The sequence below is a fragment of the Pseudomonas sp. AFG_SD02_1510_Pfu_092 genome (assembly GCF_003331055.1).
Classification (GTDB): Bacteria; Pseudomonadota; Gammaproteobacteria; order Pseudomonadales; family Pseudomonadaceae; genus Aquipseudomonas.
Genome location: NZ_PUQD01000020.1, coordinates 21,856 through 36,885, shown reverse-complemented (window position 1 = coordinate 36,885; position 15,030 = coordinate 21,856). Strand labels below are relative to the sequence as shown.

Sequence of the window (15,030 nt, the reverse complement as noted above, 5' to 3'; positions counted from 1 at the left end):
TTAATAAGAACTAAACCTAGAAAACAATTCCACGAAATCAGGGTCAATTCATGCGCTCTTCACAAACCTCAAGTGGCTAGCATTCTTGAATACTCAGCGTCGAGATATGCATCCACCGCATCTGCGTCGATAGAACCTGCCATGTAGATCGCCTTGACTTCCTTAATCGCAACTGTTCCAAATCGAACCCAAGCGATCATATTACTGCGCATCAGGAAGGCGACGATGTTCCCACCCGAACGTAATCCTGCGTCAGCCACGTCTACTAAACACAATGAGCCGTGGCCGATGAGCAACATCCGGCGTAGTTCTGGGTTATTGGCTGACGGGATGCAGTTACGCCAATCTTGGCCATGATAGAACCGGCGTTTGATCACCCACATCATCCGGGTAAACAGCTCTGTGATAAGAACCGGGATGGCTATCGCGAGGCCATGCCGCATGTCGTAACCAGACTCAAAAACCTTCACTGCGATGGTCGAAAAGGTCTGACGATGCTGTCCGAATGAACCAACGTTAACGAACTGGAGTAGCGAGTAGAAAGGAATTGGAATGCCAGAGCCTCGTCCGCCACTTACGCCCCCGCGGCCGCCTGATGATCCTGCCATATCTGAAAACAGATGGCCGAGCCAGTTCATGAACCCTGCGAAAATCTTCGCCATCAGGTTGCTGCCGCTAAGCTCAAATGTCTCAGTGTTGATAGAGATCAGCTTTCCCTTGTCTACGAAGTGAGCTGTGCTGGTGAACTGATCTAGAATTGAGAAAAATAGACCGACCAGGTCAGGCGAATGCCCCAAGCTTTTAACGTGATGATTGCTCATCGACATGTTTTTTACCGCACCACCGGTTGCATGCGTGGTAGCGTGGTCATAGTTGATCTTGAATTTCCTTTCTAAGAAGCCGATTGCGCTCGCCGTGCCGTCGCCTTCCTTGCCCTTGCGACTCCATCCATTCAATTTGGCAAAGCGCTGTACTGCATTATCGGTCTGCGTGTCTGCCCATTTGCCAAGCGCTCCTTTGCCTGGCACCCCTACAAAAAATACGTCTACGAGCCCACCTATGAGGCCGCAGGTCCCCGCAATCATGTAGTCGTATTTGTCGCAGTTAGCAGCTTTAAGCGAGAAGTCTTCCTTGATGCGCTTCTCCAGCGCGATACGCTGGGTATCCGTCATCAGGTGACGGAAGGGGTCCTCGGTAGGCTCAATGCCTTGCCTCGCTGCATAGTCATCCAACTGGGTGAGATAAGAAGCCCAGCCGGCTGTTGGATCAGCGTCGACAGTGTCGAGCATTTCCAGCGGCTGTAGTGTTGGTTCATAGGTTGACGATGCTTCTACGAGGTAATCGTCAAAGACCACTTCAACACAATCATCCATCACGAACTCGATGGTCTGCCCGTCAACGATACTTTCAGCTTGAGCTATGAGGCTATCCAAAAGAGCATCATTGCTGCGCTGATCCTGAGCCATGGCATCAAGCGACCCGAGCATTTTGTCGAGATGCTGATTTGTCTGATCGAGCTGGTGTTGCTGAATCAGCATCGCCTGCGCTTGATCATCCAGTAGGCGTTTCTGGGTCATGAGAACAGACCGCTCAGCTTGTCACGGGCTTTGCCTGCAACGTCGGCTGCGGTTCCCTTGAGGACGTCGCTGACGTTGAAGTATCCGATGGCCTCAAATGCTCTGGCCAAGCTTTCCAGCTCTTGGCTACTTCTGCCGGACTTGATTACAAGCTTGGTGACTATTTGCTTATCCTCATCCTTGCTGGCTGCAACGATTTCTCGTTCTTCATAGAAGCCGAAAATGAAGTCATAGAGTTCAGCTTTGGTAGGTTCGCGCGTCAGTGCCTTGAGTTTGCCCTCATCGAGATACTGAGCGCAGCGAAGCTTGTTAGCGCTGGCCTGGGCAGAGCTGGATTTATCGGTCAGCACTGTTCCGGCACTCGTCATCTGAACCATTAGCCCCATGAGCTTTTTGATTTTTTCGTCCTGTGCACCATGAGCCTGAATGTACTCATTCAGTTTGCCAGTGATGAAGTTGATGTCCTTCATGACGAGAGATATGGTCAGTTGGGTTTGCTTGATGACCTCGTTGAGCATCAGCTCGCGGCGTTTAGAGCGGTTTATCTCGTTCGCACCTGTGAGCTTTCTAACACCTGCGTAAGCGCCGACACCGATCAGCACTGCGACCCCGATCCCGGTCATCATGCCTGACATGCCGAGCAAACCGCCCATGCCTAGGCTGGCAAGCCCCGAAGTCAATCCAGCAGCAGACATGCCGACCACGGAGCCGGATAAATACACGGCAGCCAATGGCGTGCCCACGGCGGCTGCTTTCGCTGACAACAACTTTAGAGCAGAGACGATCTGGTCATCAGTCATGTCATCGCGAAGCATGTCGTGATCGTTTTTGATGGCCGAGATCGCCAGCTCAATCTCTTCGTCGCTAACCTGCAGCAGAGCACGATTTTTCTGAAGAAAAGCGAAACTAGCGACGTCGCGGCCGCCAGTGCTGTAGAACAGATTGATCAGGTCTTTCACCAGAGAGATGTGCAGAGCCTTGATCTGACCAGCTGGACTCTGAGTATTGATTTGCTCAACCAGAGTCGCCAGAGGGATCTGCGCGCTGCTGGAAGCCATATAGGCCCTTAGCGTGAACCGCGTATCAGGGCTCAGATCCAAGCGCGTCATCAACTGAAGTATCTCAGCGAATTCTTTGTCATCGACTACGTCGTCGTTGTCGTAAGCCATGTTGATGACAGCTTGAACATAGGCCATCTTCAAGTGTTCGCTCAATTCAGAGATTGGAACGAGCTGCCGTTCTTCCTTGAACTCTTCAAAGCCGTCGATGCATCCCTGTAGCGTCTCGGCTAATTTTCTGTAGTCGCAATTGATGAGGGCAGTGATTGACAGATCGCTAGCGTCACGTCGAGAAATTAGGACTGATGCCTCAATTTTGTCCTTCTTACTACCAGTTAAGGTCTCGACGTAAGCAGCGGAAGCGATCGATGCATACGGCACGCTGATTGGATCTGAAAAGCTGGCGCGATAAATTATCTGTTCACCCGTGAACAGGATGCCATCTTTGCCGCTGCCCATTAGCGTGTTATCGAGCAGAGCTACTACGTTTGATGGGCTTCCAGAGAAGCCGAATGCCTTGACCGCGTTGTTGAGTTTTTTCTCGTCGATGTTCGGTGCGATGGAGATCTTGCTGGTAACGTTGGCGAGGTTTTCTCGCAGGTAAACGTTGACGTTGGTCATTGCACGTCCTTGTGAAAGAATAGGGTGTAGTGGCTTGTTGCTATCTCGGAAACTTATCAAATTCGATCGAGCTTTGGTACAGGATTGTCGGCCACAGCGTCCTTTCTGGGGTCGTAGCCTGGGTACGGGCATGTATACACAAAGGGTGAGTACGCATGGAAACCGGACGCTGGAGACATTCCGACCGAACCGCCGGATATTTCCGGTGTACGGTATGGGGGTAGGCTGTGGGAGTGGAGTAGTGGTGGCTAGATTGCTTCGATGGGCGATGCGCCGGAATTTGATGAGCCCAAATTTTTGCGCGTTTTCCATCTTCACTGATTTCAGGACTCGCCAGTTTTGCCCGAATGCGGTTTGTCGTGAATATCAATCGCGTATTTGGCATTTGAAGACCCATGGCTTTTCTAAACGACCCACAAGCAGCCGCACCGTCAACAGGTAGTAATACTGAGTCGACTCGCATCGTCTAGCCAGGCGATGCTCAAGAAACCAAGCCACATGTTTTCTCCGCCAGGCCCAAGGTGTTTCGAGCTGCCACCGTTCTGCTATCTCCGCTTGGATGATCTTTGCTTGACGTAAATGGCGCTGCCGCGTTGCGTATGACCCCGTCAGCACCGCAGACAAGAACAGTTCCATGTCGAATGGCTTACTCACGCGCGCCCTCCAATGTAAGCAGCTACCACATCGACCCGAGCGTGCCCCAGCTCGTAGCTGATCTGCTTCCGGGCTTCACGATCAAGGTTCCTATCTACCTGGCATAAGTGGCCGCCATTGATAGGCGCACGGTGTTGGGCGATTTGCTCATAGCGCTCACAAGCGTATGCCGCTCGTAGCTCATGGAATCCTTTGAGGTTGTGTGCATGCAGGATGTTTCGCGCAGGGCGGATGATTCGTTGCAGAAGGCTCAGGTAGCTTTCGTGTGGCGCAATCAGGTTGCGGCTACCTGCAGGCGAAATCTGCCGCGCAAACCCAAGGGCACCTCGAACATGGTCGTCCACCGCAATCCAACGTGGCGCTGAGGCACCGGCGCGGCCACCTTTGGTGCCGTTCTGAATGTTGATCCTGCGTAGGTCGTTAGCCTCACGGCTCAGCCGTGGCAGGTCAGCCAAGATGGCCTCGCGCAAGCGCATGCCGGCGGCTCGGGCCAACAGAACAATTGCGGCGGCCCGTAGCTGATGTTGGCGACAAAGTGCATCGACGATCTGTTTAACCTTTGCGCGGTCTTGGCCATGCGGCACCGACTGTCGAACCCCGCTGCGCTGCATACCCAACGCCTTGCTCGGGCTGGGCAATTTCACGTACTGATCACCGCGAAGCGCTGCCATGGTTCTGTTAACACTGGATAGCCGATTTTGCGCGGTGCTGATGGCGAGGTCACCGCGCCTAACTACCTCACGCAGATGATCCGCATAGTCGGCCAACACCTTCCGATCAATCTGCCGTGCATCATTCAATCCGGGCCCCTGTTCGGAGCGGCACCATTTGACGAATGCCTGCCAGCGATCACAGTGCGCTTTGACCGTACCGTAGTGACCAGCGCCGAACATGTCTTTCATTGCCTGCGGCCCTGCATAGCTCAATTGTCTGCCGTAACCGAAATTACGGCCATCGCGCCTACCCACCAATGTCATGTCGGTCACCTCATCTTCCGATCTCCGATCCTCGCCCCACGTCATCCCGCCAAGAATGCTGAGTGTTATCAGGGATCAAGGCCCCTGCGACCTGTGGGGAATGTCCTCTACGCGGGACTGGCGGCTCCTTACGTCCGGGAGCTAGGGCATCTCATGATCTGGCCTCCTTAACACCGTTGCCGGTGGGCGGGTGGAGGCAGTGCTGGCTGACTAAACCAGCGCCTGAAGATCCTGAGCCGGGTGAGCGCAGCAATGCGATGACCGGGGCATGCCTGACTGTCAGTCAGGTGCAGTCCATTCCGTGGTCTGCGGCACCATCATCTACATCGCTGTTGCTGGTGACATCAGCGTTTGTCACGCCGATTGTCACGAGTGGAGTAGCCGCAAAGCCAATTGCGATGAGGGCTGCAGCAGTGTTAGAGGCGCCCGTCTCTTTCCAGGAGAAAGAGACGGGCGCAGGTTGGCGCAAGATTCGGCCAAGCGGAAAGGTTGCTGCAGGGCAGCGAAGTAGGAAGTGTTGTCTGGCGCACGAGGGCCATCATCTGAAGTAGGCATCCATCACCGGGGAGGTGACCGGGCGAGCTGCCGGATGCGAATCGCCATTTGGGGGGAGAACCACCGCAGAAGCGGCGTGACCTTGAAGGCTCGAGTCACCTAGGGTGCTGTCAACGACAGCCTTTGCACTGTCTTTTCTACGCCCGCAATCCGAGAGGGTCAAGCGATGTGCACCGCATGGTTTTGCGATTGAAAATGGTACTGGCCGTATGCGGAACACCGTGGCACCCAGTGCCCGATGTGGTGCTTTTGATCTTTTTAGGTAAGGTCCATCCAAACAGGGCGGCTTTGCAGCCCTGTTTGGATGGACCCGCATGGAAAGCAGATCACCGAAATTTCAAAACCGTGCGCTCACTCGACTGCGCCACGCCTTGCTCTTAGGCTAGAAACGTTTGCCCCGGTCTGATTGGCGAACTCATGCGGCGAGATATGCTCCTGCCGGTTCGCTTCGAGATAACGGCTCCACCAACTCATGATCATTCGCCGTTCCTCCAGGAACTCGGCCTTGTGGATATACGCCGCCCGAACGTTGTTGCGCTCCCTGTGGCTCATCTGCCGCTCGATAGCGGTCTCTGACCACAGCCCGGATTCGACCAAGGCACTGCATGCCATGGACCGAAAGCCATGTCCGCAGATTTCGGTCTTGGTGTCGTAGCCCATGTTCCGCAAAGCGCTGTTGACCGTGTTCTCAGACATCGGCTTCCACGAGCGAGCATCACTGGTGAACACCAGATCGAAGTACCCCGTGATCGCGTGAATCTGTTCGAGCAACGCCACCGCTTGCGGTGACAGAGGGACCAGATGGATGTGGCCCGCCATCTTCGTGCCTCTGGTCGAATACGGGACGCCATCCAAAGCGGGCCGCGTATCAGGTATCTCCCATATACCGCGCTTCAGATCGAACTCACTCCAACGTGCGAAGCGCAATTCGCTGGACCGGACAAACACATGCAGAGACAGCATGACGGTCAGCCGAGTGAGCGCACGTCCCTTGTAGTTCTCAATACGGTCCATCAACTCAGGCAGGCGTGACAGCGGAAGTGCGGGCCGATGCGTAACCCGCGGCGCGCTGATGAAGCCCTCAAGGTCATACGCAGGGTTGACCGTGATCAGCCGTAACCGCTTCGCCTCACGCATGATGCTCTGAAGGTAGTTTTGTACCCTTAAGGCCACATCGATCGTGCCGCGCTTCTTGATCGCCTCAAGCGGCTGCATGAGGTCGAAGGTATCCAGATCGACGATGGCGCGTGCGCCTAGCAGCGGGAATACGTGAGTCTTCAAACGACTCAGCACGGTCCTCGAATGGCCAGGCGCCCACTTCACGGACATTTCCTTATGCCAGTCCAAGGCAACGCGCTCGAATGTGTGGCCTCTGACAACCGCCTCGACCTTGGCCTGATGCTTAGACGCAATCGGATCAATGCTCTCAGCCAGCATCCTCTTAGTTTCCAGGCGCTTCTGCCGAGCATCTGCAAGACCAATGACGGGATAGTTGCCAAACGAGGTCAGCCCCTCTCGCCCATCCGGTTTCACATACCGGAAGCGCCAGCCTTTACGGCCATTGGGGTAAACGAGGAGGTAAAGACCGTCACCGTCAAAAAGCTTGTACGGGCGGTCAGTAGGCTTGGCCGAGCGGCATGCGGTGTCGGTCAGGGGAGCAGTAGTACGAGCCATAAGGGTAAACCCCTTTATCGAATCGACTTTATCCCAAACGTTACCCCTAAATCGGCTGGCAGCTGTCGGAATCCGACGGAACGCCATAACGAAAAAACCCGCCAAAATGCGGGTTTTACGGGGGTTCCAGAGATTTTGGTAGCCTTCGCTGGAACCTGAACTGGTGCCGGAGACAGGAATCGAACCTGCGACCTTCGCGTTACGAGTGCGCTGCTCTACCGACTGAGCTACACCGGCGTGTAGCGCAACGTACCACTGCTCGCACCCGTTACGCAAACCCCTGTTTCCCCTGGCTTATTCCCCCACCCTCAAGGCGCCTTGCACCCCTTCGGCGCCAGGTCTGTCTCGATGTCGGTGGTGCAGGCCCACCCGCTAGCCGAGCGCGTCAGGGTCAGTGCCTTGCCCAGCACCGTGGCGGGTGCATCCACCAGGGTGCACACGATGCTCCCGGTGCCATCCGCCGCTTTACCGCCAGCGGTAATCGCACAATGGGTCGTCGCTGGCTGGCCGCCCAACTCCGCCACACCCGTGACGTCCTTGCCTTCGTTCAAGCGCAGGTCCATCGCCGTTTTCAGTGCGCTGATCTCCAGCAACCCGGCGGCGGCTTTCGAGCGGGACTGGTGGTTGGTGTACATCGGTAAGGCGATGGTCGCCAGAATGCCGATGATCGCGACGACGATCATCAGTTCGATCAGGGTGATACCGCGTTGCCCTTTCATGAACGGTTTCCTTTTGATACGCGTACTCGTTGAGGTCAGGCTCGACCCCGGCTGGCAGCGGCGCAGTAGGCCTGAACAGACACCTTTTGTCACCCCTGCCCGCTTGGGCGTCGTCTTCGCTGAACTACTCTAGTGAGCAACACGGAAGCGCGCCCCTTCATGGACACGGCAAGCTGTTTCCAGGCTTGTCGCACGGGCAAAAAAGGACCTTTGCATGAACACCTCGACCCTCCTTTACAGCTGGCACGGCACCGACGCCAACGGCGCGCCGGTCAGTGGCCGAACGCCCGGGCGCAGCCCGGCCTATGTGCGTGCCGGGCTGATTCGCCAAGGCATCAAGGTGGCCAGCTTGCGGCCCGCCGGCGGGCTGACGTTGAGCCTGCCCAAGCGCCGCGAGAAGGCCGACCCGGCGGGGTTCAGCCGGCAACTGGCGACCTTGCTCAAGGCCGGGGTGCCGCTGTTGCAGGCATTCGAGGTGATGGGGCGCAGTGGTTGCGATGCGCCGCAGGCGGCGTTGCTGGACAGCCTGAAACAGGATGTGGCAGCTGGCCTGGGGCTGGCGGATGCGTTGCAGCGCCACCCGCAGTGGTTCGATGGGTTGTACTGCAACCTGGTGCGGGTGGGTGAGCAGTCGGGCACGCTGGACCGGCAGCTGGAACAGCTGGCCGGCATGCTGGAGCAGCGCCAGGCGCTGCACAGGAAGGTGCGCAAGGCGATGATCTACCCGTTGCTGCTGTTGCTGACCGGGCTGGGGGTGTCGGCGATTTTGTTGCTGGAGGTGATTCCGAAATTCGAGAACATGTTCTCTGGCATGGGCGCTGAATTGCCGGCTTTTACCCAGTGGGTGATCGACTTGTCCACAGGGCTGAGTCGGTTTGCACCGCTGTTGCTGGTGATGGCCGTGGTGCTAGGTTTGGCCGCTCGCCAACTCTACCGGCAGCATGCGCCGGCGCGCCTGTGGATACTGCACAAGGTGCTGGGCTTGCCGGTGTTCGGCACGTTGCTCGGGCAGGCGGCGCTGGCGCGGTTTTCCCGCAGCCTGGCTACGTCCTACGCGGCCGGGGTGCCGTTGCTGGACGCGCTGGGCACGGTGGCCAGGGTCAGTGGCAGCGAGCTGCATGAACAGGCGGTGTTGCGCCTGCGCCAGGGCATGGCCAATGGGCAGGCGCTGAACCAGGCGATGGCGCTGGAGCCGTTGTTTCCGCCGCTGCTGGTGCAACTGACCGCCATTGGTGAATCCAGCGGCACGCTGGAGCAGATGCTGGAAAAAGCCGCCAGCCATTACCAGGAACAGGTCAGCCAGGCGCTGGAGCAGTTGACCAGCCTGCTGGAGCCGGCCATCGTGCTGGTCCTGGGCCTGCTGGTGGGTGGCCTGGTGGTGGCGATGTACCTGCCGATCTTCCAGTTGGGTAGCCTGATCTGAACATGACTTTATGGACATTGCTGGCCGAGCAGCCGGCGTACTTCCTCACCTTGGCCGGCGTGCTCGGCCTGTTGGTGGGCAGTTTTCTCAACGTGCTGGTGTACCGGCTGCCGATCATGCTGGAGCGGCAATGGCAGCGTGAAGCGCAGGAAATGCTGGGGCTGCCGGTAACGCCGCACGCGCGTTTCGATCTGTGCCTGCCCGCCTCGCGCTGCCCGCATTGCGCGCATCGGATTCGCCCGTGGGAGAACATCCCGGTCGTCAGTTACCTGGCATTGCGCGGGCGCTGTTCAGCCTGCAAAACCCGCATCAGCCCGCGCTACCCGTTGCTGGAGGTGGCCAGCGCGCTGCTGTCGCTGGTGGTGGCCTGGCGCTTTGGCGCTTCGGCCGAGGCCTTGCTGGCGTTGCCGCTGACCTGGTGCCTGCTGGCCCTTAGCCTGATCGATGCCGAGCACCAGTTGTTGCCGGATGCGTTGGTGCTGCCCACGCTGTGGCTGGGCTTGATCGTCAATGCGTTCGGCATCTACGCGCCGCTGGCCGCTGCGCTGTGGGGCGCGGTGATCGGCTACCTCAGCCTGTGGTCGGTGTATTGGCTGTTCAAGCTGGCCACCGGCAAGGAAGGCATGGGCTATGGCGACTTCAAGCTGATGGCGCTGATTGGCGCCTGGGGTGGCTGGCAGGTGCTGCCGTTGACCTTGCTGCTGTCATCGGTGGTCGGGGCGTTGGTCGGGCTGTGCCTGCTGCGCCTGCGCCGGCATGCGCTGGGTACGGCGATCCCGTTTGGCCCCTATCTGGCGATTGCGGGGTGGATTGCCGTGCTCTGGGGTGATGAAATGTACGCCTCATACCTTCAACTGCTTGGATTCTGATGACCATTGCGGCCTTTACCCCCTGGATACTCGGCCTGACCGGCGGCATTGGTAGCGGCAAAAGTGCCGCTGCCGAGCGTTTCGTCGAGCTTGGCGTGCACCTGGTCGATGCCGACCAGGCGGCGCGCTGGGTTGTCGAGCCTGGCCGCCCGGCCTTGGCCAGCATCGTCGAGCGCTTCGGCGCTGGCGTGTTGCAGGCAGACGGCCAGCTCGATCGCGCCGCCCTGCGCCAGCTGATCTTTGCCGACCCGGCGCAGCGCAAATGGCTGGAACAATTGCTGCACCCGCTGATCGGCCAGGAGATTTTCAGCTACCTGGCCAAGGCGGAGTCGCCCTATGCGGTGTATGTGTCGCCGCTGCTGATCGAGTCGGGGCAGTACCAGAAAACCCAGCGGGTGCTGGTGATCGATGCGCCGCAGGAGCTGCAGGTGGCGCGCACCCTGGCCCGTGACAACACCAGCGCCGAACAGGTGCAGGCCATTCTCGGGGCCCAGCTGGCCCGTGAGGAGCGCCTGCGCCATGCCGATGATGTGGTGGTCAATGACGGCGACCTCGCCGCGCTGCATCAGCAGATTGACCGCCTGCACCACTTTTACCTGACTTTACGAGGAGGCCAGCCATGAGCCAGCCATTGACCGTCGATTGCCCGACCTGTGGCGCACCTGTGGAATGGAACGAGAAAAGCCCGTTCCGGCCGTTTTGTTCGGACCGTTGCAAGCTGATCGACCTGGGGGCGTGGGCGGCCGAGGAGCACAAGATTCCGGGGGCGGACGAGTCCGAGGATGAGCTGTATTCGGGGGACCTGGAGCCGCGGCATTGAGTTGATAAATGGGTGGCTGTACTGGCCTTTTCGCGGGCTCGCCCGCTCCCACAGGTACTGCACTAGCCTTGAAAGCCGTGGGGTTCATGTGGGAGCGGGCGAGCCCGCGAAAGGGCCGGTACAGCCACCACAAAATCACTGCTCATCCTCCTTCCACGGCGCTTGCAGGTACCGGGTGCGGTTGAAGGTTTCCAGCCACTCCGGGCAAAACACCACCAGCGCACTGATTACCGTGCCGTTGATGAACGCTTCAGGAAACATCATCAGCCACAGGTAGCCGACAAAGTCGCTGAGCCACTCCGGCATGGCGAAGCGCCCGTTCAGCCACAACAGCCCCAGCCCGGCCAACAGGCAGGCCAGTACGGTCAATGCCGCCGGGAAAAACCCTGAACAGAAGATATACACGAACAGGTTGCGCGGCTGGGCGCGCTCCACCCCTATCGCGCACGCCTCGGCAATCAGCACCGGCAGGCCAACCAGCAACAAGCCGTTCACGCCCAACGCCGCCAAGTCCTGGCGCCCCAGCGCCAGCAAGCCGAGCTGGGCCATGAACCCGCCCACTAGCGCCAGCGGCCAGTCGAGCAACAGGGTGACTGCGGTCATGCCGATGAAGTGGTAAGACACGCCGGTATCGAAATCGCGCCGCACCAGCCACAAGGCAAACAGGCAGAACACCGTGCCGAACAGCAGATGCTGACGCCGCCGGTCGGTGAACAGCTCGACCCAGCGCACCCGGCAGACTGCCCAGATCAGCAGCGGCACATAACCAAGCCACCCGATCGTGAGGGTGGTGCCGGACAACACCTGCGCACTGATCACCTTGGAATACCCCTGGCAGCCCTGTGGATAAGGGCGAGTCTACACCCATTCGCCGGCGCGCCTGGCAAAGGCGGCCGGTACCGGGCCGATTTGCGCGCACAAACAGCATCTTATCGTCATCGATTAGCGTCTAAGCTTGTCCCATGGATGACTCAGACTACCTGCGCCTGCTTACCATCCAGGCCGAACAAGCCAATGCCTTTCTCTCCAACGCCCGCAAGTGGGAGCGGGAGCGCTGGGTGTGCCAGCGGCTTTTGCAGGGGCTGAACATCCCCTACCGCAGCGAGGACTTCACCCCGGCCGGCCAGGAACCGCCGGATGTGCTGTTCCGCGACGCCGCCTTCGAGGTGTTTTTCGTGCTGGACGAGGGCCGCCGGCTCAACGATGAATGGCGCGAAGAACTGCAGCGCCGGCGCAGCGCCTTTTCCCTGGCGCAACTGGTGCGCCGCGAAGCACGCCCGCGGCGCATCAGCGCCACCGAGCTGCTGGGGCGGCTGGCGCCGACCTTGCGCAAGAAGGCGCACAACTACCGGGAACGCGGGCTGGAGCTGAACGAGCTGGACATCATCGCCTTCGCCAGCCTCAAGCGCGAGGTGCTGGACCTCAACACCCACTTCCCGCCGCCCACCGAATACCTGCGCCAGGGCTGGCGCTCGCTGTCGCTGGTCGGGCCGACCTTTGCCCGGGTGCTGTTCGCCCACCCCGACGCGCCGGACTTCCTGCGGGGCAACCTGGGCCGCAGCATCGTTTTCGATGTGGGTATCAGTCTTTGATCCGGTGCAGCGAATGTTTGCGATGGCGTACACTCGGCGCCAGAGATAGAAAGCATTATCATTTGTTTCAAGCGCTTGCGTGAACACTGTAGCGTTTACGCAGTCACAAACGTCTACCTGACGAGGCCCACCATGACCAGCCGCCTGAATCCGGAAGATCAGCGTCGTGTCGATGAGTATCTGCGAGCCCCCCAGCACCAAGTCGAGCGCAGGCCCTTCCGGCCGTGGTTGCTCCTGGTCCTGGTGGTGGCCGTGACCATCGGGTTGGGCCTTGTCAGCCGCCTGCTCAGTGGACTGGTGCTATGAGCCGCTTCGCGCTCGCCCTCCCCTCGTGCAGTTTGCGCCCGGCCCCTGGGGCCACGAATTCCGTAAACCTTATGAGATATCCCCATGACTCATCGCATCGTGATTGTCGGCGGCGGCGCCGGCGGCCTGGAACTGGCGACCCGCCTGGGTAAAAGCCTGGGCAAGCGCAAGCAGGCCGAGATCACCCTGGTCGACGCCAACCTCACGCACATCTGGAAACCCCTGCTGCACGAGGTGGCCGCCGGCTCGCTGAACTCCTCGGAAGACGAACTGAACTACGTGGCCCAGGCCAAGTGGAACCACTTCAACTTCCAGCTGGGGCGCATGAGCGGCCTGGACCGTGAAGGCAAGCAGATTCAACTGGCTGCCACCCTCGACGAAGAGGGCCGCGAGCTGCTGCCTGCGCGCACCCTGGGCTACGACACGCTGGTGATCGCCGTGGGCTCCAACACCAACGACTTCGGCACCTTGGGCGCAGCGCAGCACTGCCTGTTCCTCGACACCCGTAAACAGGCCGAGCGTTTCCACCAGCAACTGCTCAACCACTACCTGCGTGCCCATGCCGGCGACGCGGCCAGCGAGAAGATCAGCGTGGCCATCGTCGGCGCCGGCGCCACCGGTGTGGAACTGGCGGCCGAGCTGCACCACGCCGCGCACGAGCTGGCGGCCTACGGCCTGGACCGCATCCAGCCCAAGGACATGCACATCACCCTGATCGAGGCGGGCCCACGGGTATTGCCGGCACTGCCCGAGCGCATCAGCGTGCCGGTGCACAAAACGCTGGAAAAGCTCGGCGTGAAGGTGATGACCAACGCCGCCGTCAGTGAAGTGACCGAGGATGGCTTGAAAACCAAGGACGGTGAGGTTATCCAGGCCAGCCTGAAGGTCTGGGCGGCGGGTATCCGTGCGCCAGGCTTCCTCAAGGACATCGATGGGCTGGAAACCAACCGCATCAACCAGTTGGTGGTGCGCCCTACCCTGCAGACCACGCGCGACGACAATATCTTTGCCTTCGGTGATTGCGCCGCCTGCCCGCAACCGGGCAGCGACCGCAACGTGCCACCACGGGCACAGGCGGCGCACCAGCAGGCTTCGATGCTGGCGCAGAGCTTGAAGGCGCGGTTGGAGAACAAGCCGCTGCCGACCTACGCATACAAGGACTATGGCTCGCTGGTGTCGCTGTCGCGCTTCTCGGCAGTGGGCAACCTGATGGGTAACCTGATGGGCAGCGTTAAGCTGGAGGGCTGGCTGGCGCGGATGTTCTATGTGTCGCTGTACCGCATGCACCAGATGGCGTTGTACGGGTTCTTCCGCACGGCGTTGATGATGCTGGGCAGCAAGATTGGCCGGGGTACCGAGCCGCGTCTGAAGCTGCACTGACAAGCATCAGCATGCCCTGTGGGAGCGGGTTTACCCGCGAATGCGATGGTGAACATGCCGCCGCATTCGCGGGTGAACCCGCTCCCACAGGTGGCTGTATTCGCAGCCAAGAGCGCATTTCTGGTGGGATGAACTCAAGACAAAAAAAAGGGCATCTCATGCGAGATGCCCTTTCTTCATGGTGGGTCGTGTAGGATTCGAACCTACGACCAATTGGTTAAAAGCCAACTGCTCTACCAACTGAGCTAACGACCCGAAAATGGTCGGGGTGAGGGGATTCGAACTCCTGACATCCTGCTCCCAAAGCAGGCGCGCTACCGGACTGCGCTACACCCCGGGTGTTACTAAAGAAAAAGGGCATCTCTTTGAGATGCCCTCTTTACATGGTGGGTCGTGTAGGATTCGAACCTACGACCAATTGGTTAAAAGCCAACTGCTCTACCAACTGAGCTAACGACCCGGAAAATGGTCGGGGTGAGGGGATTCGAACTCCTGACATCCTGCTCCCAAAGCAGGCGCGCTACCGGACTGCGCTACACCCCGAGATTGGCTCCGCGACCTGGACTCGAACCAGGGACCCAATGATTAACAGTCATTTGCTCTACCGACTGAGCTATCGCGGAACTGAACTTCGGTACATCTCTACAGCATCGAAGCTTGTGTTAGCTTCGGTCTCTTGGCTATCCGCTTTCGCGTTGTCGCTGCTGAGGCCGGCTATTCTACATTCTTCGTTTTGCTTGTCAACCACTTTTTTTCTTTCAACTTACTGATTTGTAAGTTGTTTTGCGGTCACCGATGTTGCTGG

Annotated in this window: 14 protein-coding genes and 6 tRNA genes; 7 read left to right on the top strand and 13 right to left on the bottom strand. The window is 59.0% G+C overall.

Going from position 1 to position 15,030, the window contains the following annotated elements:
* Positions 1 to 68: 68 nt before the first annotated feature.
* The 7 genes from C6A77_RS11385 to C6A77_RS11350 form a co-directional block, all read right to left on the bottom strand.
* Positions 69 to 1,577, bottom strand: coding sequence for a hypothetical protein (locus C6A77_RS11385; protein WP_114169556.1), 1,509 nt, complete (start codon positions 1,575 to 1,577; stop codon positions 69 to 71).
* The gene (locus C6A77_RS11380) at positions 1,574 to 3,256 is read right to left on the bottom strand and encodes a hypothetical protein (protein WP_114169555.1); all 1,683 of its coding nucleotides are present in this window, start codon (positions 3,254 to 3,256) and stop codon (positions 1,574 to 1,576) included. The genes C6A77_RS11385 and C6A77_RS11380 overlap by 4 nt, the downstream gene beginning before the upstream one ends.
* Before the next feature lie 366 nt (positions 3,257 to 3,622).
* Complete coding sequence (locus C6A77_RS11375) at positions 3,623 to 3,910, bottom strand: hypothetical protein (protein ID WP_114169554.1); 288 nt, start codon at positions 3,908 to 3,910, stop codon at positions 3,623 to 3,625.
* Positions 3,907 to 4,887, bottom strand: coding sequence for an integrase domain-containing protein (locus C6A77_RS11370; RefSeq protein ID WP_114169584.1), 981 nt, complete (start codon positions 4,885 to 4,887; stop codon positions 3,907 to 3,909). The genes C6A77_RS11375 and C6A77_RS11370 overlap by 4 nt, the downstream gene beginning before the upstream one ends.
* Positions 4,888 to 5,793: 906 nt before the next feature.
* Positions 5,794 to 7,116 carry an integrase arm-type DNA-binding domain-containing protein gene (locus C6A77_RS11360; protein ID WP_161959662.1) on the bottom strand — a complete coding sequence of 441 codons (1,323 nt, stop codon included), beginning with the start codon at positions 7,114 to 7,116 and terminating at the stop codon, positions 5,794 to 5,796.
* Positions 7,117 to 7,277: 161 nt separating this feature from the next.
* A tRNA-Thr gene (locus tag C6A77_RS11355) sits at positions 7,278 to 7,353 on the bottom strand.
* A 71-nt stretch (positions 7,354 to 7,424) separates the two neighbouring features.
* Positions 7,425 to 7,835 carry a pilin gene (locus C6A77_RS11350; protein WP_114169552.1) on the bottom strand — a complete coding sequence of 137 codons (411 nt, stop codon included), beginning with the start codon at positions 7,833 to 7,835 and terminating at the stop codon, positions 7,425 to 7,427.
* Positions 7,836 to 8,049: 214 nt separating this feature from the next.
* On the opposite strand from C6A77_RS11350, the gene C6A77_RS11345 reads away from it, so the two are divergent.
* Genes C6A77_RS11345 through yacG form a run of 4 tightly spaced genes read left to right on the top strand, consistent with a single transcriptional unit; the run spans position 8,050 to position 10,947 of the window.
* Positions 8,050 to 9,258, top strand: coding sequence for a type II secretion system F family protein (locus C6A77_RS11345; RefSeq protein WP_114169551.1), 1,209 nt, complete (start codon positions 8,050 to 8,052; stop codon positions 9,256 to 9,258).
* 2 nt (positions 9,259 to 9,260) lie between these two features.
* The gene (locus C6A77_RS11340) at positions 9,261 to 10,127 is read left to right on the top strand and encodes an A24 family peptidase (RefSeq protein ID WP_114169550.1); all 867 of its coding nucleotides are present in this window, start codon (positions 9,261 to 9,263) and stop codon (positions 10,125 to 10,127) included.
* Positions 10,127 to 10,750, top strand: coding sequence for a dephospho-CoA kinase (coaE, locus tag C6A77_RS11335; RefSeq protein ID WP_114169549.1), 624 nt, complete (start codon positions 10,127 to 10,129; stop codon positions 10,748 to 10,750). The genes C6A77_RS11340 and coaE overlap by 1 nt, the downstream gene beginning before the upstream one ends.
* Positions 10,747 to 10,947: a DNA gyrase inhibitor YacG gene (gene yacG / locus C6A77_RS11330; RefSeq protein ID WP_114169548.1), complete on the top strand. Its 201-nt coding sequence runs from the start codon at positions 10,747 to 10,749 to the stop codon at positions 10,945 to 10,947. Before coaE ends, yacG begins: the two co-directional genes overlap by 4 nt.
* A 135-nt stretch (positions 10,948 to 11,082) precedes the next feature.
* Here yacG and C6A77_RS11325 read toward each other — a convergent pair whose 3' ends face one another.
* A complete protein-coding gene (locus C6A77_RS11325; protein WP_114169547.1) occupies positions 11,083 to 11,766 on the bottom strand; it encodes an energy-coupling factor ABC transporter permease in 684 nt (227 codons plus the stop codon).
* A gap of 143 nt (positions 11,767 to 11,909) precedes the next feature.
* Between C6A77_RS11325 and C6A77_RS11320 the strand changes: the two genes are divergently transcribed.
* The 3 genes from C6A77_RS11320 to C6A77_RS11310 all read left to right on the top strand — a co-directional run bounded on the left by C6A77_RS11320 (position 11,910) and on the right by C6A77_RS11310 (position 14,225).
* The gene (locus tag C6A77_RS11320; RefSeq protein WP_013970766.1) at positions 11,910 to 12,539 is read left to right on the top strand and encodes a DUF1780 domain-containing protein; all 630 of its coding nucleotides are present in this window, start codon (positions 11,910 to 11,912) and stop codon (positions 12,537 to 12,539) included.
* A gap of 132 nt (positions 12,540 to 12,671) precedes the next feature.
* Complete coding sequence (locus C6A77_RS11315) at positions 12,672 to 12,845, top strand: DUF3094 family protein (RefSeq protein ID WP_033744188.1); 174 nt, start codon at positions 12,672 to 12,674, stop codon at positions 12,843 to 12,845.
* Positions 12,846 to 12,929: 84 nt separating this feature from the next.
* Positions 12,930 to 14,225, top strand: coding sequence for an NAD(P)/FAD-dependent oxidoreductase (locus tag C6A77_RS11310; RefSeq protein ID WP_114169546.1), 1,296 nt, complete (start codon positions 12,930 to 12,932; stop codon positions 14,223 to 14,225).
* A gap of 179 nt (positions 14,226 to 14,404) precedes the next feature.
* On the opposite strand, the gene C6A77_RS11305 is transcribed toward C6A77_RS11310, so the two are convergent.
* The 5 genes from C6A77_RS11305 to C6A77_RS11285 all read right to left on the bottom strand — a co-directional run bounded on the left by C6A77_RS11305 (position 14,405) and on the right by C6A77_RS11285 (position 14,848).
* Positions 14,405 to 14,480: transfer RNA gene (locus C6A77_RS11305), tRNA-Lys, on the bottom strand.
* A gap of 5 nt (positions 14,481 to 14,485) precedes the next feature.
* Positions 14,486 to 14,562: transfer RNA gene (locus C6A77_RS11300), tRNA-Pro, on the bottom strand.
* 47 nt (positions 14,563 to 14,609) lie between these two features.
* Positions 14,610 to 14,685 (bottom strand) — tRNA-Lys (locus C6A77_RS11295).
* 6 nt (positions 14,686 to 14,691) lie between these two features.
* Positions 14,692 to 14,768, bottom strand: a tRNA-Pro gene (locus tag C6A77_RS11290).
* A 4-nt stretch (positions 14,769 to 14,772) separates the two neighbouring features.
* Positions 14,773 to 14,848, bottom strand: a tRNA-Asn gene (locus C6A77_RS11285).
* Positions 14,849 to 15,030: the final 182 nt, after the last annotated feature.